The sequence below is a fragment of the Pseudomonas sp. TE24901 genome, from assembly GCF_054058375.1.
This window is the reverse complement of record NZ_JBSSAF010000005.1, coordinates 184,098-203,936: the sequence shown is the minus strand read 5'-3', so window position 1 is coordinate 203,936 and position 19,839 is coordinate 184,098. Positions and strand designations below refer to the sequence as shown.

Sequence of the window (19,839 nt, the reverse complement as noted above, 5' to 3'; positions counted from 1 at the left end):
ATTCCCTACGAATGCCTTCACAATGCCACCCCCAGGCCGGGAACTTGCCGAGATTGTCATGACTCATTAGAGGATGGTCTTTATCCGATCAAGACCTGCACCTCCACTTCTCGGGAACCCTACTTATGTCCGCCGCTGATTCCACCATCCTTGTAGTCGAAGACGACGCCATCGTGCGCATGCTGATCGTCGATGTCCTCGAAGAATTGGAGTTTCAGGTGCTTGAAGCCGCTGATGCCGAGGAGGCCCTCGCAATCGTGCAGGACTCGGCCCAGGCCATCGACCTGATGATGACCGACGTCGGCCTGCCCGACATGGACGGCAAGCAACTGGCGACCAAAGTACGCGAACTGCGCCCCGCCCTGCCCATCCTCTTCGCCAGCGGTTATGCCGAAAATATCGATGTGCCACCCGGCATGCAGGTGATCGGTAAACCCTTCTCGATCGATCAATTGCGCGACAAAGTCAAATCGATGCTGCCCAACGCCTGACGCCACTTCAGCGCCTCGCCGCCCAGCCTGGGCGGCCCTTCGCAGGGTGTGACAGCCTTGTGACAGCCCCCTCACTCCTGCACGAATTCGCCGTTTTGCCTAGCGCGTCCGGATTTAGCTGCTAGCTTCAATCGACATGCCCTACAGGTATTAATCACAAGGAATAGTCGCCCAGGTATGGGGGGAGCGCGCATGTTCAAGTCGCCTTACAGGTCGGCATTGATGCTGGCCGTTTTGACAATGCCCGGCGCCAGCGCCCTGGCCGACAACGCCGAAACGGCGAACAAGAGCAACAACCCCCTCAACCTCGCCCCAGGTGCCAACCTGCAGGACTACTACACCCCCAGGCTCTTCGACACTAACGCCCACACCAACGACCTGTTACTGCGCGGCACGTTGCCGGTCGCGCCCTCGGACTTTATCGGTGTGCCGCAACTGTTGCGCGCCACGCTGCCCATCAGCACGCGACCCGACCCGCACAGTGGCTACAGCACTGGCATCGGCGACCTGAACCTGTTCGATATCTTCTTGCTCAAGACCGAAGGCGTGCAGTTGGGCATCGGCCCGCAGATCACCGCGCCCACGGCTGAGCACGATGAGCTGGGCACCGGCAAATGGCAGGCCGGGCTGGCGGCCATTGCCATCGATGCATCACCCCGTGGGTTGCTGGGCGCGCTGGTGCAATACCAAAGCTCATTTGCCGGGGACCGTGACCGAGCGCACGTGGAGAGTGCAACTTTTCAACCGTTTATCATTCATAACCTGCCGAAGGGCTGGTACCTGCGTTCCACCGGCACCTAGACCTTCGATTTGAAGAACGACACCCACTACATCCCGGTCGGTTTTGGCGCGGGCAAAGCCTGGAAAGCCGGCACCAACATCGTGAACGCCTATGTAGAGCCGCAATGGACCGTGGCACGCAAAGGCGATGGCCTGCCTCAGTTCACCTTGTTCGCAGGGATTAACGTGACGTTCGGCAAATAAAACTGGAAACTCGGCGCTTTCATCCCACGCCCTTTAAAAAGATCTCTGGAAGGACGCAACAACATGATTGGAAAACCGACGCGCCTGCTGTTGGCGAGCCTCTCGATACTGATGAGTACCGGCGCCCTGGCCGACTTCACGGCCACCCCCGCCGAAGCCCGGGCCATTGCCAAGGAGGCGTACCTGTATGGCTACCCGGTCGTGGCGATGTACAAGACGCTCTACACCCAGGCCGTTGATAAAGGCGGTGCCAACTTCAAGGCCCCGTTCAACCATATCGGCAACACCGCCCAGGTGTTCACCCCCAAGGACACTGCGTTCGTCACTCCGAACTCGGACACGCCCTACTTCTTCGTGTGGATGGACCTGCGCAAGGAACCCTTGGTCCTGACCCTGCCGAAGATCGAAGACAACCGTTACTACTCGGTGCAGTTGATCGACCTCTACACCCAGAACATCGCCTACCTGGGCACCCGCAGCACCGGCAACAATGGCGGTCACTACATGATCGCGGGGCCAGACTGGAAAGGTCAGCAGCCGGTAGACGTCGACCGCGTGGTCTACAGCGAAAGCAACATCGCCTACGCCCTATACCGCACGCAATTGTTTGACGAAAAGGACCTGAACAAGGTCAAGCAGATCCAGAACGGCTACAAAGTGCAGTCGCTGAGCAGCTATGTGAAACAGCCGGCCCCGGCCGCCGTGCCGAAGATCGAATGGCCCAAGCCGATGGCCACCATGACCGAAGGCCCGCAACTGTTCCGCTACCTGAACTTCATGCTGGCGTTTGCTGCCCCCCAGGACAGCGAAAAAGACCTGCTGGCCCGCTTCGCCAAGATCGGCATCGCCCCGGGCGCGCCATTCAAGGTCAAAGAGCTGACGGTTGAGCAACGCAAGGCCCTGGAAGACGGTATCGCCGACGCCCGGGCTGAATTTGCGGCCTTCAAGAAAGACAAAATCGACACCCATCAAGTGTCCAGCGGTGACCTGTTCGGCAGTCGTGACCGCCTGAAAAACAACTACCTGTACCGCTATGCCGGGGCCGACCTGGGCATTTTTGGCAATTCCACCGACGAAGCGATCTACATGACCTACTTTGTCGACAGCGAAGGTAAACCGGCCAACGGCGCACGCCACAGCTACACCGTGCATTTCGCCAAGGACCAACTGCCGCCAGCCGATGCCTTCTGGTCGCTGACCATGTACGACGCCAAGACCAAGCTGCTGGCGCCGAACCTGAAAAAACGCTACCTGATCAATTCGCGGATGCTGCCCAACCTCAAGCTGGACGCCGACGGCGGCCTGACCCTGGCGTTGCAGCACCATGAGCCGCCGAAAGCCGAACAGAGCAACTGGCTGCCGGCACCTCCCGGCCCGTTTTATGCCGTACTGCGGATTTACCTGCCCAAGCCTGAGGTGGGTAATGGTCAATGGAAACTGCCGCCGTTGACACCGCTCAAGTAACGCCGCGTGCCCGGCCGCAACAGGGTTAGGCCGGGCATGTAACCCCCTGATATCAGGCCGATACAAGGATGGATGACGCCATGATTTCACCTGCTCGTGCGCAAGGGTTCTGCGCTACGCCTCTGGTTTTCGGCCTGCTCACCAGCTGCGGCGTGTCGGCGGCCAACCTGCCGCAACTGGGCAGCCCCACACCGCCCCCCAAGGCCGATGCCGAAACCTGCCATCGCCTCCAGCAAGACTTCGATATCGACCTCAAGCAAGTGGTCAAGGCCGGTTGCGAGCCGTCCACCGAACAGATCGCCAAGTTGATGGACAACCCGGTGGGCAACCTGGTGTTGCTGTTCAACCAGTTCGACTACAGCGCCCTCAAAGGCCCCCATAGCAACGGTACGCGCCACCTGGGCAAATACAGCTTCATGCCGACCTTTCCCATTTCCCTGGGGGAGGACTGGAACTTGATCAACCGCCTCCCGGTGAGCTATGTCAGCGCACCAGTCAATTCCAAGGCGGGCGACCTGATCGGCATGAGCCCCTACGGCGTGCTGACGGACCGCGACTTTCCCTCGGTGGTGAACGACCCGTTCGACCGCACTTCGGGCTTTGGCGACCTGGCGTACGTGGGCGTGTTCTCGCCCAAGCAGCCGGTGCGCTTTGCCAACGGCGGCAAGATGGTCTGGGGCTTCGGCCCCACGGCCATGTTCCCCACGGCCGAGAGAGACGTGCTGGGCACCGGCAAATACTCACTCGGCCCCGCCTTTGTTGCGGCCTATCTGGGCGAAGACTGGACCCTGGGCGTGTTCCCCCAGCACTGGTGGTCCGTGGGTGGCGATGCGCGACGCAAGGACGTCAGCCTGACCAACATCCAGTACTTCATCCAACGCGCGATTCCTGGCCCAGGGCAATGGCGGGTGGGCATGACGCCCAATGTCACCGTCAACTGGAAAGCCGAAGGTGGCAACAAGGTCAACTTCCCCATCGGCATCGGCGCCGGACGCATCGTCAATTTCGGCAAGTTGCCGGTGCGCATTTCCGGTGAAGTGCAGTACTCGGTGATCCACGCTGACGACCTGATCAGCAGCCGCTGGAATTTCCGCGTGTCGTTTATCCCGGTGATCCCCACTTTCATGCTGTGAACGAGGTGCGCCATGTCGCGTTTTCATCGCACACGCAGGGTCGTAATCCTTGGCCTACTGGTTGCTTGCGGCAGCGTCTGGGGCGAAGAAATGGAGCCCCGCGCCCTCACCGCCCTGGACCAGATGGGCGCCTACCTGCGCAGCCTGCAACAGTTTCGTATCGACGCCAGCAGCCACACCGACCAGGTACTGGAAAACGGCCAGGTCATCGAGTTCAGCCACCGCACCCGGTTGCTGGCCCGCCAGCCCGACAAGCTGCACGTCTCGGTTGAAAGCGACGGCAAGCGCCGCAGCCTGTTCTACAACGGTAAGCACTTCACCCTCTACGACAGCCGCAGCGGTTACTTCGCCAGCCAGGCTGCACCGGCCAGCATCGGCGGCCTGCTCGACCAACTGAGCGAGCGCTACCGCATCGAGCTGCCCCTGGCGGACCTGTTCCGCTGGCACCCGGGCACGGCCAAGGAAGTCGGCATTACCAGCGCGCTGCTGATCGGCGACGAAACCCTGGAAGGCAAGGTCTGCACCCACTACGCCTATCGCCAGCCGGAGATCGACTGGCAGTTGTGGGTGCGCCAGGGTCCGCAACCGCTGCCCTGCCGTTTGGTCATCAGCCGCCGCGACACCGCCGAGCAACCCCGGCACACCGTCAACTACCAATGGCAACTCAACCATCCGCCCACTGCACGGGAGTTCGAGTTCACCCCACCCGCCGGTGCGCGTTCGGTGCCCCTGCAACAGTTGGAGCCACAGGGAGAACAGCCATGAAAGCCACGGCGACGGTGCTGACGGCCAGCTTGCTGCTGGCCCTGTTCGACCCGCTGGTTGCCCAAGCCTGGCAGGTGCGCGGCGGCGGTGGTGCGCGGACGTTCGTGGTGCCCCATGGCGGCGGTGGCTATCGCCCGCCGCCGGTGCCGCACCCCATGCCGGCGCCGAGGCCGCTGCCGCCACGCCCGGAGCCCCATTCTTACCCGCCACCGCATCCGTACCCCGGGCCTCACCCTGGCCCGGAACCAGGCCCGCATCCGATGCCACCTCCACCTCCACCGCCGCCGCCCCCACCACCGCCTCCGCACCCGGATGACTGGTATCACCCTTGGGCCGCTGCGGCCGTGGTCGGCGCCACCACTGCGACGATCCTGGCCATCGGCACCCAGGTCAGTACGGTGCCGCCTGAATGTGTGTCGGTGGTCGCCAATGGCGTGGCCTACCAGCACTGCGGGCCCACTTGGTACCAGCCGCGGTATGTCGGCGGCTCCGTGCAATACATCGTGGTCGCCGCGCCCTGGTGACCCACTGTTTCAAGGACGATTGGCATGACAGCACTCAACGATGTGAATGCCCTGCAGGCCAGCATGGCTGAAAGCGTACTCGGCCAGGACCAGGTGATCCGCCAGATCCTGCTGGGTCTCCTGGCCAATGGTCACCTGTTGCTGGAAAGCTTGCCGGGCCTGGCCAAGACACGCACGGTCAAGGCCCTGGCGCGGCACCTGGAGGCGAAGATGAGCCGCATCCAGTTCACCCCCGACTTGTTGCCCTCGGACATCACTGGCGCAGAAGTACTGCACCAGGTCGACGGCCAGAACCAGATTCGCTTCCAGCCCGGCCCGCTGTTCGGCAACTTGATCCTGGCCGATGAGATCAACCGCGCGCCCGCCAAGGTCCAGGCCGCGTTGCTGGAGGCCATGGAAGAACGGCAAATCACCGTCGCCGGTGCCAGCCACCCGCTGCCCGCGTTGTTTATCGTGGTGGCCACGCAAAACCCCATCGAACAGGAAGGCACCTACCCGCTGCCCGAAGCGCAGATGGACCGTTTCGTGATGAAGGTGCTGCTGGATTACCCCAGTGCCGACAACGAAAGCCAGGTCTTGCGACTGTTGCGCGATGAAGAGCAGGCCGCTTCCACCCAGGCGTCCGGGGGCTTTACTCTTGCCCAGGACGTGATCTTCACGGCGCGCAAGGAAGTCAGCGCCATCCAGGTGTCGCCGGCCATCGACCGCTACCTGATCGACCTGATCAACGCCACGCGCCACCCCGGCGACTATGACCCTGACCTGGCGCGCTGGATCAGCCTGGGCGCCAGCCCACGGGGCGGCATCGGGCTGGATCGCTGTGCGCGGGCGGACGCCTGGTTGCAAGGCCAAACCTTCGTGACCCCCGACAACGTACGTGCGGTGGCGCACCCGGTGCTGCGCCACCGCCTGCAATTAAGCTATGACGCAGTGGCAGACGGCGTGACGGCCGACCAGGTGCTCGACCGTCTGCTCAGCACAGTGGCGATCCCGGCATGAACGCCGACGGGTTCGTCTACGTCAGCCTGGCGCAGCTGATGGCCTTGCAGTTCCAGGCGCGAGACTTGAGTTTTGTTGCGCGCCAGCCCCAGGGCAGCGTCCTGGCCGGCAACCACGCCTCAAGGCTGCGCGGGCGTGGGCTGAATTTCGACGAGCTGCGGCGCTACCAGCCCGGCGATGACTTGCGTCACCTGGATTGGCGCGCATCCTTGCGCACCGGCAAACCGGTGGTGCGCACCTTCACCGAAGAACGCGACCGCCCGGCCTTGATCGTGGTGGACCAACGCATGTCGATGTTTTTTGGTTCGGTGCGCAGCTTCAAATCGGCGGTTGCCGCCGAACTGGGCGCCTTCGCCGCGTGGATGGTGTTCAACGCCGGGGATCGGGTCGGCGGCCTGGTGTTCAATGACAGACGCATCGACAGCGTGGCACCGCTGCGCAGCCGCAAACGCGTTGAAGCCTTGTGCAGCCGCATCGCTCAGCAAAACGGCGAGCTGAACGCCACTTGCCCGGACCACGAAGGCGACAGCCAGCTTGACCGCGTGCTGCAGCAGTGCCGCGCCGTGGCCGGGCACGACCACTTGATCTGCCTGGTCAGCGACTTCGCCGGTGCCGGCCCGTGCACCCTGCAATTACTGCAGGCACTCTCAGCGCACAACGACGTGGTGGCGTTGCAGGTGTATGACCCCCTGGCACTCAACGTGCCCGACAGCGGGCAACTGTTGGTCACCCAGGGCCAGTTGCAAGTGGAGCTGGCCGTGAACAGGCGCCAGGTGCGCCAGCCTCTGGGGGACTTCCTCGGTGGCCGGATCAAAGACATCGCGACCCTGCTACGTCGCAGCCAGGTGCCCTTGCTGATGATCAGCACCGCCCTGCCCGCGGTCGACCAACTGCGCAGCGAACTGGGTAGACGCCGGTGACTGCCCCTGTGCCGAGCATCGAACAACTGCAGGAGTTGGGCTTGCCCGCGCCCGTCAGTTACTGGCCGCAAACCTGGGGGTGGGCTGTGGTCCTTGGCCTGGTGGTGTTGGCCCTGCTGGTACTGGCCGTACGCAACTGGCTGCACTGGCGCCGCGATGCTTATCGACGTGAGGCCGTGGCACGCCTGGACGCGCTGACCGACCTGCGTGAATTGCCCGAACTGCTCAAGCGTGTGGCGCTGTCGATGCCACTCCCGGCGCAGGAACACGCATCCATCCCGACGTTGACGGGCGCTGATTGGCAAGCGTTCTTGCAACGCCACGCAGGCGCACCGATCCCCGAAGACTTGAGCCAGCAACTGGCTGACCTGGCCTACGCCGCGCCCTTGCCCGACGCCCAACACACGCAACTACTGGCCCAGTGCAAAGCCTGGGTGGAGCAGCACCATGTGGCAGCTTGATAACCCGTGGCTGTTGCTACTGCTGCCGCTGCCCTGGCTGGCGTACCGGTACCTGCCTGCCTACCTAGAAGCCCGCAGCGCCGTGCGGGTGCCGTTTTTCACCGGCATGAGCCAGGCCGTGGGTGGCGCGCCCTCTGCGAGCGGCGTGCGGAATAATCGCAGCCAGCTTGTGCTCAACCTGGTGGTCTGGGTACTGCTGGTGCTGGCGGTTGCCCGCCCGGTGTGGGTGGAAAAACCCATTGAACGCCAGCAGCCGGTGCGCGACCTGATGCTCGCCATCGATATCTCCCAGTCTATGGAAACCCAGGACTTTACCGACGCAACCGGGCAAAAGATCGACCGCCTCGCCGCCGTCAAACAGGTGGTCCATGACTTTATCGCGCGCCGCAAAGACGATCGCATCGGCCTGATTCTGTTTGGCAGCGGCGCCTACCCCCAGGCACCGTTGACCCTCGATCACAGCAGCCTGTCTCTGCTGTTGGATGACAGCGGCATTGGCATGGCCGGGCCGAACACCGCCATTGGCGATGCCATCGGCCTGGGGCTCAAGCTGCTGGACCAGGCCCATGAGCCCGAGAAAGTGCTGATTCTGCTCACCGATGGCAACGACACCAGCAGCGCAATCACCCCTGACCATGCCGCCGACATGGCGGCGGCCAAGGGCGTGGTCATCCATACCATCGGCATTGGCGACCCGCAGGCCACCGGCGAAGCCAAGGTCAACCTGAGCGCATTGCAAGCCATCGCCAGCGCCACCGGTGGGCGTTACTTCCGCGCCGAAGACCGTGACAGCCTGAGTCAGGTGTACAGAACGCTCGACCAGATCACCCCACATCAAGTGAAGACCTTGAGCCACCAACCCAAGCGCGACCTGTTCTGGTGGCCGCTGTGCGCGGCGCTTGGACTGTTTGCGCTTTACCACCTGTTGGCGGCGTTATGGCCCCACCGGATCAAACGAGAGGTGGCCGATGGACTTCAGTGACTTCCACTTCTTGCGCCCCGCGTGGTTATTGCTGGCCTTACTGGGGGCTTTATTGCCACTGGCCTGGCAACGCAGCCGCGACCTGCAACGTCGTCTGCGTGGCAATATCGCCCCGCACCTGCTGCCGCATTTGTTGCTCACGCCGACGGATTCGCACCGCCTGCGCCCGGTGCACCTGGCGAGCGTGCTGTTGATGCTCGGCGCAGTCTCCGCTGCAGGGCCGACGTGGGAGCAGGACCGCCCGGACTTCCTGGAAAACCGCGCGCCGTTGATCATCGCCGTGGACCTGTCGCCGTCCATGGACACCGCCGACGTCCCACCGACCCGCCTGACCGCCGCCAAGCACAAGCTCCACGACCTGGTACAGCGGCGCAAAGGGGCGCGCACCGCGCTACTGGTGTACGCCGGCAGTGCCCATCTGGTGTTGCCGCCGACCGATGACCCGGCGCTGCTCGACACCTTTATCCAGGCGCTCGGCACCGACTTGATCAGTACAGCCGGCAAGGACGTCGCCGGCGTCATCGACCAGGCCAAGCCGTTGTTGGCGCAATCGCCTGGCACGTTGTTGCTGGTCACCGATGGCGCCGACAGCACGCAATTGCCAAGCCTCAAGCAACACCTGGCCGACAGCCCGCTGCAAGTGCTGGTACTAGCGCTGGGCAGCAATCCCGCCCTCAAGCAACTGGCCTCGGCCACCGACGCGCCACTGGGCAGCCTGACCCTCAATGACGACGACCTGGACTGGATCGAGCTGCACGCCCAGCAGCACTTCCAAAATGCCGATGAGCAACAGCGCCTGTTGCAGTGGAAGGACGCCGGTTACTGGCTGTGCTGGCCGCTGTTGCTGGTGGTGCTGCTGAGCGTGCGACGCGGCTGGAGCCTGAACTGGGTGGCGACGGTACTGCTCGGCCTGTTGCTGCAACCGCTGCACGCCGATGCCAACCCGTTCCTCACCCCTGACCAGCAAGGCCGTTGGGCTTTCGAGCATCATCGTTACCCCGAGGCGGCCTCCCTGTTTCAAGACGCCTACTGGAAAGGCATTGCCGCCTATAACGCCGCCGACTACGCCTTGGCCGAAACCACCTTCAACACCCTCGACACCGCACACGCCGCGTTCTATCTCGGCAACATCCACGTGCGCCGCTTCAAATTCGACGACGCCATCGTGGCCTATCAGCGTGCTTTGAAGCTGCAACCGACGTTTCCCGAGGCCAGCGCCAACCTGGCCCTGGCCATTGCGCTGAAAAAGGACACCGACAGCGCAGCGAACAACACCCCCGAGGTCAAGCCCGACGAGATCAAGTTCGACAAGGCCCCGGGCAAAGGCCAAAGCAAGGCGATCCAGACCGAACAAGCCAACAGCGATGCCCTGTGGTTGCAGAACCTGACGACCTCACCGGCCAACTTCCTGCGGCGTAAATTCAGCCTGCAGGATCAGGAGGCGAAGCGATGAACCGCTATTGCGGCGTGTTGTTGTTGCTTTCCGGGCCGTTGTGGGCGGCCGAACCGCAGCTCAAAGTCCAGGCACACCTGCTGCCCAGCGCTGCGGTGGTAGTGGGTGAACAACTGCAAGTGCAGGTGGATGTGCTCACCGATACCTGGTTTACCTCTGGCGCCAGCCTGCCGGTGCTGAAACTGGCCGGTGCACGGGTTCAGGCGCCGGGTGGCGAAGCTGAACACACCACCCAAGAGATTGGCGGGCAGATGTTCTACGGCATGCGCTACCGCTACCGCATCACGCCGAATGTCGCCCAGGCATTCACGGTGCCGGCACTGACCGTCAGCGCCCAGCCGGGTCAGGCCAGTGCGCCCTTGAATGCCCAGAGCACGCCGCTGTCGTTCACTGCCACCCAGCCACCGGGGTTTGCCCCCGGGGAGCCGGTGCTGGTCGCCAGTGGCCTGCGCCTGAGCCAGACGCTGTCAGCCACTGACCTCAAGGTGGGCGACAGCCTGACCCGCACCCTCACGCTGCAAGCCGACGACACGCCGGGACTTTCCCTGCCACCGCCCGCCTCCGCGCCCATCCAGGGCCTGCGGTTGTACCCGCAAGCGCCGAGCATCAGCAACCTGGACGATGGTCGAGGCGCAATTACTGGTGGCCAGCGCATCGACCGGCTGGTGTATCGCGTCGAGCAAGGGGGTCATTTCACTTTGCCTGCCATCAGCGTGAAATGGTGGGACAGCCGCAACCGGCACGTGCAGAACAGCCAGTTGCCTGCCCTCACGTTCGAGGCCCAGGCGGGCAGCGCCTACACGCCCACCTTCTCCATTGCCGATGACCTCAAAGCCCTCGGGCAGCACAGCCGCTGGCACGTTTCGCGGCACCTGTTTGCCTGGATCGCCGCGGTGGCCGTGCTGATTCTCGCCGGTTACCTGCTGCATGCGCTGTGGCCACGCCTGCCGCCACTGTGGCGAAACGTGTGCACAACATTGCGCTGGGTGTGTCGTCAACTACGCTTGGTTCCACTGAACCCTCGTCACGAAAAGGACTTCCCATGACGTCGCTGCGTTCTGCCCTGCCCCTGCTTCTTCTCCTCAGCCTGCCGGCTCTGGCTGCCGACCCGCTGCCGTCATGGAACGATGGCCCCAGCAAAAAACAGATTGTCGATTTCGTGCAGGCGGTCACCGTCGAAGGCTCCAAGGACTATGTCAAACCCGCCGAGCGCATCGCCGTCTTCGACAACGACGGCACCCTCTGGACCGAACAACCGGCCTACTTCGAAGTGCTGTTCGCCTTCGATGAAATCAAGCGCCTGGCGCCCCAGCACCCCGAGTGGGCAACCACCCAGCCGTTCCAGGCCGTGCTCGAAGGCGACCATCAGGCCCTCGCGGCCACGGGCATGCAGGGCTTGTTGAAGATCATCGGCGCAACCCACACCGGCATCAGCACCGAAGCCTTCATCGACAATGCCAAAGCCTGGCTAAAACAGGCGCGCCACCCCAAGACGGGCAAACCGTTCGATCAGATGATCTACCAGCCGATGCTGGAAATGCTCGACTACCTGCGCAGCCAGCAATTCAAGACCTACATCGTCTCCGGCGGCGACACGGCCTTCATGCGCGCCTTTGCCGAGGTGGTGTATGGCGTGCCACCGGAACAGGTGATCGGCACCAATTTCGTCACCCAGTACCAGCTCAAGGACGGCAACCCGCAGATCCTGCGCACCGCCAAGCTGGCGCACAACGACGATGGCCCGGGCAAGCCGGAAAGCATCGACGCGATTATCGGCCGCCGGCCCTTGCTGGCCTTCGGCAACTCCGATGGCGACCTGCAAATGCTGCAGTGGACCGCCGCTGGCAGTGGCAAGCGCTTGATGGGCCTGGTGCACCACACCGACGCCAGGCGCGAGTGGGCCTATGACCGAAACTCTCAGGTGGGGCGCCTCGACAAGGCGTTGGACTTGGCCAGGGCAAACGGCTGGATCGTGGTGGACATGGCGAGCGACTGGCGCCGTATCTACCCCTTCGAGCCGGCTGTGCAAGCAAAGGTGCAATAAGAAAACGTCACGACGGACTGTACAAAAACGTTGGTCGCAGGCAATGCGACTCAAGCCCTAAAAGGAGCAAGTCTTATGACTCGCATACGCAAGTGGCTGCCGAAACTCGCCCTGGTGGCGGTGTCGGTAATAGGCGCCTCGGCATCCGCCCTGGCCGCCGAGAAGCCGAATATCCTGGTGATCTTCGGCGATGACATCGGGCAAACCAACATCAGCGCCTATTCCATGGGCGTGGTGGGCTACAAGACGCCCAATATCGACCGGATCGCCAAAGAAGGCATGATGTTCACCGACTACTACGCGGAGAACAGTTGCACGGCTGGGCGCTCGTCCTTCATCACCGGCCAGACGCCGTTGCGCACGGGCCTGTCGAAGGTGGGCATTCCGGGGGCCCCGGTGGGCCTGCAAAAGCGCGATATCACCATCGCCCAGGCGCTCAAGTCCCTGGGTTACTCCACCGGGCAATTCGGCAAGAACCACCTGGGCGACCGGGACGAGTACCTGCCCACCAACCACGGCTTCGACGAGTTCTTCGGCAACCTATACCACCTCAATGCCGAAGAAGAACCCGAACGCCCTTACTGGCCCAAGGACGATGCCGAATTCGTCAAGGCCAACACCCCGCGCGGGGTGATCCACAGTTTCGCCGACGGCAAGATCGAAGACACCGGCGCCTTGACCACCAAGCGCATGGAAACCATCGACGACGAAACTACCGCGGCGGCCCAGGCCTTTATCAAGAAACAGGCCGAGGCCAACAAGCCGTTCTTCGTGTGGATGAACACCACGCGCATGCACGTGTTCACCCATGTGCGTGACTCGATGAAGGGCCAGAGCGGCATGCCCGGCAACGAGTACGCCGACGGCATGCTTGAGCACGACGGCGACGTGGGCAAACTGCTGCAGACCCTCGACGACTTGAAGATCGCCGACAACACCATCGTGGTCTACACCACCGACAACGGGCCGAACCAGTTCTCCTGGCCGGACGCGGCGACCACGCCGTTCCGCAACGAAAAGGACTCCAACTGGGAAGGCGCGTACCGCGTGCCAGCGATCATCCGTTGGCCGGGCAAGATCAAGGAGGGTCAGGTCTCCAACGAGATGGTCTCGGGGATGGACTGGTTCCCGACCCTGTTGGCCGCAGCCGGTGACGCCGACGTGAAAAACAAGTTGCTCAAAGGCTGGACGCCTGCGGCAGGCGGCACCAACTTCAAGGTGCACCTGGATGGCTACAACCAACTGCCCTACCTGACCGGCCAGCAACCTAAAGGCGCGCGCAACGAGTTCTACTACTTCAATGACGACGGCATGCTGGTTTCGATGCGCTTCGACAACTGGAAAGTGGTGTTCGCCGAGCAGCGCCAGCCGGGTGGTTTCCGAGTGTGGAGCGAGCCGTTCGTACAGTTGCGGGTGCCGAAGATCTTCAACCTGAGGATGGACCCGTATGAGCGCGCTGACGTGGTGAGTGACCAGTATTACGACTGGACTACCAAGAACGTCTACCTGGGTGCGGTTGCGGTGACCAAGGCGGCGAAGTTCCTGCAGACCTTCATCGAATACCCGCCTAGCCAGAAACCGCCGAGCTTCAGCATCGACCAGATCCGTGAAGCGGTGGACAAGAAGATCGAAGAGAAGATGAAGGCCGCCCCGGCTTCATAGCTGACACAACACAAGGCAAATGTGGGAGCGGGCTTGCTCGCGAAATCGGTCGTTCAACCAACCGATTCGGCGACTGACACACCGTTTTCGCGAGCAAGCCCGCTCCCACAGGGTTCTCTGTACGTTCTGGAATTTTGTAATGACCTCTCGCACCGCCAGCAAGCCTGTTGAAATCGGCAACGCCACCTCGACCCTTATCCCTGCCCTGCTCCTGTTTGTCTCAGGTGGCGCGGCGCTGGTCTATCAGGTGCTGTGGATCAAGCAACTGTCGCTGGTGGTGGGCGTGGAGGTGTATGCGATCACCACGGGCATCAGCGCGTTTTTTGCCGGGCTGGCCCTGGGTGGTTTGTTGTTTGGACGGTTGGCGGACCGCTTTTCGCGGCCGCTGCTGTTGTATGCAGCCCTGGAATTATTGGTCGCCGCGTTCGGCGTGGGCGCCACCGTGGCGCTGGGTATGGCGGCCGAGCCGTTTGCCTGGCTGGAACAACGCATCGGCCTTGCGGCCTGGGCGCTGCCATTTGCGTTGGTGGGCCTGCCCGCGCTGTTGATGGGCGGCACGCTGCCGGTGCTGGTGCGTGCACTGGATATCAATGCCAAGGGCCTGAGCCAGGCGGGTGGCCGTTTGTACGCCGCGAACACCGCCGGGGCCATCGCCGGTACGCTGCTCACGGCATTTGTGCTGATCGCGCAGTTTGGCGTGCGTGGCAGTGCGGTGGTAGCGGCGATGCTGAACCTGGTCGCAGCGGTCGGCGCCTTGTTGTCTGTGCGCCATCACGCTCCCGTCGCTGTCGCCCCTGCGCGCAGCGTTCAACCGGCGCGCCTGGCGCTGGTGCTGTATGCCATCGCCGGGGGGGTCGCCCTCGGTTATGAAGTGGTGTGGTCGCAGTCCATCGTACAGTTCATGAGCACGCGCACCTACGCGTTTGCCGTGGTGCTGGCCACTTACCTGACAGGGCTGTTTATCGGCAGCCAATTGATGTCACACCGGGTTGAGCGCATTCGCGATCCCTGGGGCGTATTTGGCTTGCTGATTGCGGGTGCCGGATTGGTGGCGCTGTTGGAAATTGCAGTGCTGGGGCGCTGGCTGATTCTGCTGCAAACCCAGGCGGAAGCGCTGGTGCTGAGCCTGGGCGGCAGTGAGTTGCCGGGCATGAGTGCCCGGTTCGCGGTGGCGGCGCTGTGCATTGTGTTTGTGCCCACTTTGCTGCTGGGTGCGGCATTTCCGTTGGCGTTGCGCTTGAGCGTGGGTAATCGCCATGTCGGTCGGGATGTCGGCGCGGTGGTGGCGTTCAACACCTTGGGCGGGATCGTCGGGGTCATGCTCTGCGGGTTTGTGCTGATCCCCTGGCTGGGCCTGGTGCGGACCCTCGGCCTGCTGGCGGTGATGGCCGGCGCCGTGGGTTATCTGGCGGTACGTCGCGGCCATGGGGTGAAAAAGTCGCGGCGCCAGGCGGTGGTCGTTGTGGGCCTGGTGTCGCTGGCGGTTGCCGGGCTGACCCCGGTGGACCGCCTGGCCAAGTTGCTTCCCGGCGCACGTAACGCCAGCCTGGCGTTTTACCAGGAAGGTCGTGGCGCGACGGTGGCCGTGGTCACCCAGGGTCAAGGAGCGCGGGCGTTTCAGCGCCTATATATCCAGGGTGTTTCCAATACCGGTGATGCGATGCCGTCGTTACGCTACATGCGCATCCAGGCGTTGTTGCCGTTGCTGGTCCACAACGCCGAGCCCAAGTCGGCGCTGGTGATTGGCTTTGGCACCGGGATCACAGCGGGTGCGCTGTTGCGTTACCCGGGGCTGGAGCATCGGGTGGTGGCTGAGTTGCTGCCGTCGGTGGTGCAGGCTGCGTCGCTGTTCAAAGGCAACTTCAATGCTGCCCAGGACCCGGCCATCGACCTGCGCCTGCGCGATGGGCGCCAGGAATTGCTGCGCAATGCCCAGCGCTATGACCTGATCACCCTGGAACCGCCGCCGCCTTCCGCTGCCGGGGTGGTCAACCTATATTCTCAGGACTTCTATGCGCTGGCCGCAACACGGCTGGAAAAACATGGCCTGCTGGCTCAGTGGCTGCCGCTGCCCACGCAAAATATCGATGATTCCCGCGCGTTGGTGCGCAGCTTCCTCAATGTATTCCCCTATGCCTCGCTGTGGACCAGCGAGTTCCACGAGATGCTGCTCGTGGGTTCCCTGGAGCCTGTGGCGCTGGACGCCGAGCGTATTCGCCAGCGCTTTGAACAGCCCCCGGTGCGTTCGGCGTTGGCTGAGGTCGGCATCGATTCGACGGCCACGCTGCTTGCCACCTGGGTCACTGACCGCCAGGGCCTGGAGCGGTTTGCCGCGAATGCGCTGCCAGTCACCGACGACAGGCCGCGCATCGAATACGCCCCGTGGGTGCGCAGCAAGGAAATCACCCGAGTATTGCCGGCCCTGCTGGACCTGCGTGTACCGGCGCCGCTGGTCAACGCGGACGCGTCTTTTGCCCGCACCCTGGCCGCTGAACAACAACGCTTGATGCAGTTCTACCGCGCGAGCCTGCATGCCTACGATGGCGACCGCGACGCCTGGGGCCGGGATATTCGTGACGTGCTGCAACAAGACAGCGCCAACCCCTACTACCGCTGGTTTATCAGCCCCTAAAACAGGTAATGTGCGCGCGATTGTTTAGGGAGTTGCGCCGCACATGACTTGCTGGAATATCCTGGGCCTCACGCCTGACGCCGACAGCCGCGCGATCAAGCGCCAATATGCGGCGCTGCTGAAGAAAACCCGGCCGGACGATGACCCCGAGGGGTTCCAGCGCCTGCGCGAAGCCTACGAGCAAGCTCTGCAGTGGAGCCAGGAGCAGCAGGACACTGTTGAGGTGGCCATCGAGCACATGGGTGAAACCGTCGAGGTGGTCACCGAACACGTGGAGGAAACCCTGGAACAACGCTATCAAGCGGCAATGGCCAACGGCACGGCGTTGTTCTTCGAAATCCACCTGTTGCATCGTTGTGTTGACGGCGAACTCAACGCCGAGGACGCCCGCTGGGCGTTCCAGGCCTTCAACTGGCTCACAGCCTGGCAACGGCTGGAGCTGCCGGTCGAACTGATCGACACGCTAGAACGCCAACACCGCGCCGCTTTACAGCAACCGTTGCGCCTGGCCCTTGAGCAGAAAGATGAGTCGGCGTTTCTTGCTGCTTATGCAGCGCGTGATGAGCACCCGTGGGTACACAATCATCCCCACGGTGAGTGGTTCAACGAATGGCTGGCCAAGCTGCTTGCCCAGAGCCATTTCTGGTCCAGTGCCGTGTTCGACGCCGTGTGTGCCGGCCAAGGCTGGCACGGCGGTGCCGACCCCAACTGCCCCGCCGACGATTGGGCGCTGCTGTTGAAGCGCCAGCAAGGGCCGGCCTTCCTCGCACGCCAGCGGGCGTTGGCCGCCGAACCACCCTACAGCCCACAGCAACGCGCGGCACGTTTACTGCTGGCGCCGATGAGCCTGGGCCAGCGCCGTGCCTTCGCCCAGCGTTTGAGTGAAGACGACTGGAAAGCCTGCCAAACCCTCAGCGCTGACATCTATGCCGAGCATGTGGTCGTCGCTGAAGCCATGCCCGGTGGCACCGTGTATTTCTGGCAAGACTGGGACAAGGCCATGGACACCTGGCCCTGGGTCGTCGCGCTGGTCGTGAGCTGCCTGGTGGGGGTGCTGGAGAAAGCCGAGTTCCTGGCCGGCAATGGGGTGCCGACGCTGGGCCACGGGCTCTTGTGGTCGCTGGCCTTCGTGGTCGGCGCCGGGCTGGCCTGGCAAGGCTGGCGGCCCCTCGCCCATCACTACCGCGTGCAGGACGAAGCTTTCAGCCAGCGCCTGCCCGGCTGGCTCAGCCCTACCCACCTGCCGCTGCTGCCGGTACGTGACCTGGTGCCCGGGTTGGTCCTGGTGGCAATCCTCGGCTACCTATTCGGCCCGCTGGCCAGCGTGACGCTGATCGCGGCCTTGGCACTGATCGGCGTGATCAAGCGCCCCGGGATGAGCCATCACACGCCCTGGACCGCAAGCCACCCGCGCTGGACCCTGCTGGGTGCGGCCCTCGGCGTGGTCGGTGTGATTGCGCTCTACGCGGGCTTGGTCTTGCTCGACAACGGCCACCGGGTCGTGCGTAACCAGGGCCTGCAACAGTGGACCGAGCGCCTGTGCAGCCGCATGCCGCGCAGCGATGCCGAGTGTCAGGCGCCCGCCACCCAGAAACAGTGGTACGGCCAGGAGGCCGCGCAATGAACCCCAAATGGTTGTTACCCATCGGCCTGATCCTGGGCCTGGCCTTGCTCGGCCTGGCCGGCGCCACCAAACCCCTGCAGCGGATTCAGTTCTGGTTGGATCAACGGGACAGCCCCCACACCGCAGCAGCGAGCGCCCTGGCGCCGATCATCGATTGCGCGAACCGCATCGACCGCGACACGCGCCTGGCCTTTTACCGCATGCGTTCAACCGAACCCGAAGCGCCGGACCACGATCAGTTTGGCGACAGCAGCGAGCCTGAACCGCGCGTTATCCAGGCGGCTGTTTGCTCCCAGCTGTACACCCTGAAGCTGGAGCGCCAACAGCCCGGGAGCCAATTGGTCGGCCTGGCCTCGGTGTATGCGTACAGGCTGCACAGGTTCACGTCCGTGGCCGACCGGGTCACGCCGACCCAGGCCGAACGGCTCTCGCTGAGCGGCCGGCAAGCCGTGGTGCTGCCCGTCACAGAATCGTTGAGGCAGGAGCTGGTGCAAGAAGGCGACGACTACCTGAGGGTCTCCACCCAACTGCGTCAACAGCTGGAAGAGCAGGACCTGAACATACGCCCGGCGCAATTGGCACTGCTGGAGTCGCGCTTCGGCCGCGACCTGCATTGGCACGTGCTCAACTACATGATCATCGCCCGCCACGCGGTGAATGCCCTTGAGCAAGGGATGCACGACGCACGCCTGACACCCCAGGCCGTCGCCAGCCAGGCAGCGGCCTTGCAACAGGCTGCCGACGCTGGCAAAGCCTACCTGCGTACCCACCCCACCGAGCACCTGGATGAGGAAGCGCGCCACCTCTGGTACACGATCACCCCGGCCGCCGATGCCTACCTGGCCGCGCTGGGCACGTTGCACCAGGACTGGCTGCACCATGCCGCGCCGCAGCAACTGAGTGACGACTATTACCTCGTCACCCGCCGCTACGACGCCCTGCTCAGCTATTACAACCGGCCGGCACGCAACGCGTTTTGAGGCTTAGTGTTTTTTCAGTTTCACGTAGGACTGATGCAGGTCTGACGCCCAGCCATCGATAACGCCTTTGACGTCGTCGGCCTTCATCACCTGGGCGTCGTTGGACAGCGGTTTGCCGGTGCCTTTGCGCACCACTTGGGCGATCACCTTGCCGCTGGCGCCGTCGAGGAACTGCGCCTCGGTGCCCAGGGTGGTTTCCTGGTCACGGTGGCCGGTGGCGGTACTCGCGGCCGCGACGACCAGCGCCACGGGGATGTACTCATAGGGCGCGAGCGCTTCGGTCTTGCTGCTCACGGCGGTGATTGCCGCCCGCACGACGATCACACCCGGGCCCGGCGCATTGGCCAGCGGCAGGGATTTTTCCAGCTCACGCTTGAGCGCCTGGTTGTAGTAGGTGTTGATACCGTTAAGGGTGCTCTCAGGGATTTTCGCGGTGGCCTGGGGCTTGGGATAGAACTGGGTCGGCTCGACATACACCGCGGTGTAGCGGCTCAGGTCCAGCTTGGGGTCCACCCAACGCATCACATCCGCGCCCGAAGGCGACTTGGCTTGCTTGAGTTGGCTGTAGTCCGAGAGAAAGCCGGAGTACTCCTCCGGTTGTGTGACTTTGCTGGCGCAGCCTGTCATTCCAATTGAAGCGAGGCACAGCGTGCTGATCATTAGCCTTAGTTTCATCATTGAACTCCCTGGCAGTCATCACTGGAACACTGAGCTGTAGGTA

The 19,839-nt window shown here is 63.3% G+C and carries 17 protein-coding genes and 1 pseudogene; 17 read left to right on the top strand and 1 reads right to left on the bottom strand.

The window, feature by feature from the left end; translation table 11 throughout:
• The first annotated feature begins 125 nt into the window (after positions 1-125).
• The 17 genes and pseudogenes from ACVWVP_RS12060 (at position 126) to ACVWVP_RS11980 (ending at position 19,118) form a co-directional block, all read left to right on the top strand.
• The gene (locus ACVWVP_RS12060; RefSeq protein WP_178921860.1) at positions 126-491 is read left to right on the top strand and encodes a response regulator; all 366 of its coding nucleotides are present in this window, start codon (positions 126-128) and stop codon (positions 489-491) included.
• A 222-nt stretch (positions 492-713) separates the two neighbouring features.
• A pseudogene (locus ACVWVP_RS12055) lies at positions 714-1,475 on the top strand (hypothetical protein).
• A 63-nt stretch (positions 1,476-1,538) separates the two neighbouring features.
• Positions 1,539-2,939 carry a DUF1254 domain-containing protein gene (locus ACVWVP_RS12050; RefSeq protein ID WP_457406069.1) on the top strand — a complete coding sequence of 467 codons (1,401 nt, stop codon included), beginning with the start codon at positions 1,539-1,541 and terminating at the stop codon, positions 2,937-2,939.
• Between the two features lie 80 nt (positions 2,940-3,019).
• On the top strand, positions 3,020-4,072 hold the full coding sequence (locus ACVWVP_RS12045) for a hypothetical protein (RefSeq protein ID WP_457406066.1): 1,053 nt from the start codon (positions 3,020-3,022) through the stop codon (positions 4,070-4,072).
• Positions 4,073-4,084: 12 nt separating this feature from the next.
• A complete protein-coding gene (locus ACVWVP_RS12040; protein WP_259171410.1) occupies positions 4,085-4,837 on the top strand; it encodes a DUF2092 domain-containing protein in 753 nt (250 codons plus the stop codon).
• Positions 4,834-5,361, top strand: coding sequence for a hypothetical protein (locus ACVWVP_RS12035; RefSeq protein WP_457406064.1), 528 nt, complete (start codon positions 4,834-4,836; stop codon positions 5,359-5,361). The genes ACVWVP_RS12040 and ACVWVP_RS12035 overlap by 4 nt, the downstream gene beginning before the upstream one ends.
• A 24-nt stretch (positions 5,362-5,385) precedes the next feature.
• Positions 5,386-6,360: an AAA family ATPase gene (locus ACVWVP_RS12030; RefSeq protein ID WP_457406062.1), complete on the top strand. Its 975-nt coding sequence runs from the start codon at positions 5,386-5,388 to the stop codon at positions 6,358-6,360.
• Positions 6,357-7,280, top strand: a complete 924-nt coding sequence (locus ACVWVP_RS12025; protein ID WP_457406059.1) for a DUF58 domain-containing protein — start codon at positions 6,357-6,359, stop codon at positions 7,278-7,280. The genes ACVWVP_RS12030 and ACVWVP_RS12025 overlap by 4 nt, the downstream gene beginning before the upstream one ends.
• The gene (locus tag ACVWVP_RS12020) at positions 7,277-7,741 is read left to right on the top strand and encodes a DUF4381 domain-containing protein (protein ID WP_178925794.1); all 465 of its coding nucleotides are present in this window, start codon (positions 7,277-7,279) and stop codon (positions 7,739-7,741) included. The genes ACVWVP_RS12025 and ACVWVP_RS12020 overlap by 4 nt, the downstream gene beginning before the upstream one ends.
• On the top strand, positions 7,728-8,723 hold the full coding sequence (locus tag ACVWVP_RS12015) for a VWA domain-containing protein (protein WP_457406057.1): 996 nt from the start codon (positions 7,728-7,730) through the stop codon (positions 8,721-8,723). The genes ACVWVP_RS12020 and ACVWVP_RS12015 overlap by 14 nt, the downstream gene beginning before the upstream one ends.
• Positions 8,710-10,176, top strand: a complete 1,467-nt coding sequence (locus ACVWVP_RS12010) for a VWA domain-containing protein (RefSeq protein ID WP_457406054.1) — start codon at positions 8,710-8,712, stop codon at positions 10,174-10,176. The genes ACVWVP_RS12015 and ACVWVP_RS12010 overlap by 14 nt, the downstream gene beginning before the upstream one ends.
• On the top strand, positions 10,173-11,222 hold the full coding sequence (locus tag ACVWVP_RS12005; RefSeq protein WP_457406052.1) for a hypothetical protein: 1,050 nt from the start codon (positions 10,173-10,175) through the stop codon (positions 11,220-11,222). The genes ACVWVP_RS12010 and ACVWVP_RS12005 overlap by 4 nt, the downstream gene beginning before the upstream one ends.
• Complete coding sequence (locus ACVWVP_RS12000; protein WP_457406050.1) at positions 11,219-12,220, top strand: HAD family hydrolase; 1,002 nt, start codon at positions 11,219-11,221, stop codon at positions 12,218-12,220. Before ACVWVP_RS12005 ends, ACVWVP_RS12000 begins: the two co-directional genes overlap by 4 nt.
• 75 nt (positions 12,221-12,295) lie before the next feature.
• Positions 12,296-13,882 carry an arylsulfatase gene (locus ACVWVP_RS11995; RefSeq protein ID WP_178925799.1) on the top strand — a complete coding sequence of 529 codons (1,587 nt, stop codon included), beginning with the start codon at positions 12,296-12,298 and terminating at the stop codon, positions 13,880-13,882.
• Positions 13,883-14,021: 139 nt separating this feature from the next.
• Positions 14,022-16,514, top strand: a complete 2,493-nt coding sequence (locus ACVWVP_RS11990) for a fused MFS/spermidine synthase (protein ID WP_457406048.1) — start codon at positions 14,022-14,024, stop codon at positions 16,512-16,514.
• Between the two features lie 43 nt (positions 16,515-16,557).
• Positions 16,558-18,138: a J domain-containing protein gene (locus ACVWVP_RS11985; RefSeq protein ID WP_457406046.1), complete on the top strand. Its 1,581-nt coding sequence runs from the start codon at positions 16,558-16,560 to the stop codon at positions 18,136-18,138.
• Positions 18,135-19,118 (top strand): YiiG family protein, encoded by a 984-nt coding sequence (locus tag ACVWVP_RS11980; protein WP_259171418.1) that lies wholly within the window; start codon positions 18,135-18,137, stop codon positions 19,116-19,118. The genes ACVWVP_RS11985 and ACVWVP_RS11980 overlap by 4 nt, the downstream gene beginning before the upstream one ends.
• A 3-nt stretch (positions 19,119-19,121) precedes the next feature.
• Here ACVWVP_RS11980 and ACVWVP_RS11975 read toward each other — a convergent pair whose 3' ends face one another.
• On the bottom strand, positions 19,122-19,793 hold the full coding sequence (locus ACVWVP_RS11975) for a DUF3313 domain-containing protein (protein ID WP_259171419.1): 672 nt from the start codon (positions 19,791-19,793) through the stop codon (positions 19,122-19,124).
• Positions 19,794-19,839: the final 46 nt, after the last annotated feature.

Excerpts from the sequence above, each read along its gene's own strand:
- ACVWVP_RS12030 (WP_457406062.1), top strand. The coding sequence starts at position 5,386 with ATGACAGCACTCAACGATGTGAATGCCCTGCAGGCCAGCATGGCTGAA.
- ACVWVP_RS12060 (WP_178921860.1), top strand. The coding sequence starts at position 126 with ATGTCCGCCGCTGATTCCACCATCCTTGTAGTCGAAGACGACGCCATC.
- ACVWVP_RS12050 (WP_457406069.1), top strand. The coding sequence starts at position 1,539 with ATGATTGGAAAACCGACGCGCCTGCTGTTGGCGAGCCTCTCGATACTG.
- ACVWVP_RS12045 (WP_457406066.1), top strand. The coding sequence starts at position 3,020 with ATGATTTCACCTGCTCGTGCGCAAGGGTTCTGCGCTACGCCTCTGGTT.
- ACVWVP_RS12040 (WP_259171410.1), top strand. The coding sequence starts at position 4,085 with ATGTCGCGTTTTCATCGCACACGCAGGGTCGTAATCCTTGGCCTACTG.
- ACVWVP_RS12035 (WP_457406064.1), top strand. The coding sequence starts at position 4,834 with ATGAAAGCCACGGCGACGGTGCTGACGGCCAGCTTGCTGCTGGCCCTG.
- ACVWVP_RS12015 (WP_457406057.1), top strand. The coding sequence starts at position 7,728 with ATGTGGCAGCTTGATAACCCGTGGCTGTTGCTACTGCTGCCGCTGCCC.
- ACVWVP_RS11990 (WP_457406048.1), top strand. The coding sequence starts at position 14,022 with ATGACCTCTCGCACCGCCAGCAAGCCTGTTGAAATCGGCAACGCCACC.
- ACVWVP_RS12000 (WP_457406050.1), top strand. The coding sequence starts at position 11,219 with ATGACGTCGCTGCGTTCTGCCCTGCCCCTGCTTCTTCTCCTCAGCCTG.
- ACVWVP_RS12010 (WP_457406054.1), top strand. The coding sequence starts at position 8,710 with ATGGACTTCAGTGACTTCCACTTCTTGCGCCCCGCGTGGTTATTGCTG.
- ACVWVP_RS11995 (WP_178925799.1), top strand. The coding sequence starts at position 12,296 with ATGACTCGCATACGCAAGTGGCTGCCGAAACTCGCCCTGGTGGCGGTG.
- ACVWVP_RS11985 (WP_457406046.1), top strand. The coding sequence starts at position 16,558 with ATGACTTGCTGGAATATCCTGGGCCTCACGCCTGACGCCGACAGCCGC.
- ACVWVP_RS12005 (WP_457406052.1), top strand. The coding sequence starts at position 10,173 with ATGAACCGCTATTGCGGCGTGTTGTTGTTGCTTTCCGGGCCGTTGTGG.
- ACVWVP_RS11975 (WP_259171419.1), bottom strand. The coding sequence starts at position 19,793 with ATGAAACTAAGGCTAATGATCAGCACGCTGTGCCTCGCTTCAATTGGA.
- ACVWVP_RS12025 (WP_457406059.1), top strand. The coding sequence starts at position 6,357 with ATGAACGCCGACGGGTTCGTCTACGTCAGCCTGGCGCAGCTGATGGCC.
- ACVWVP_RS11980 (WP_259171418.1), top strand. The coding sequence starts at position 18,135 with ATGAACCCCAAATGGTTGTTACCCATCGGCCTGATCCTGGGCCTGGCC.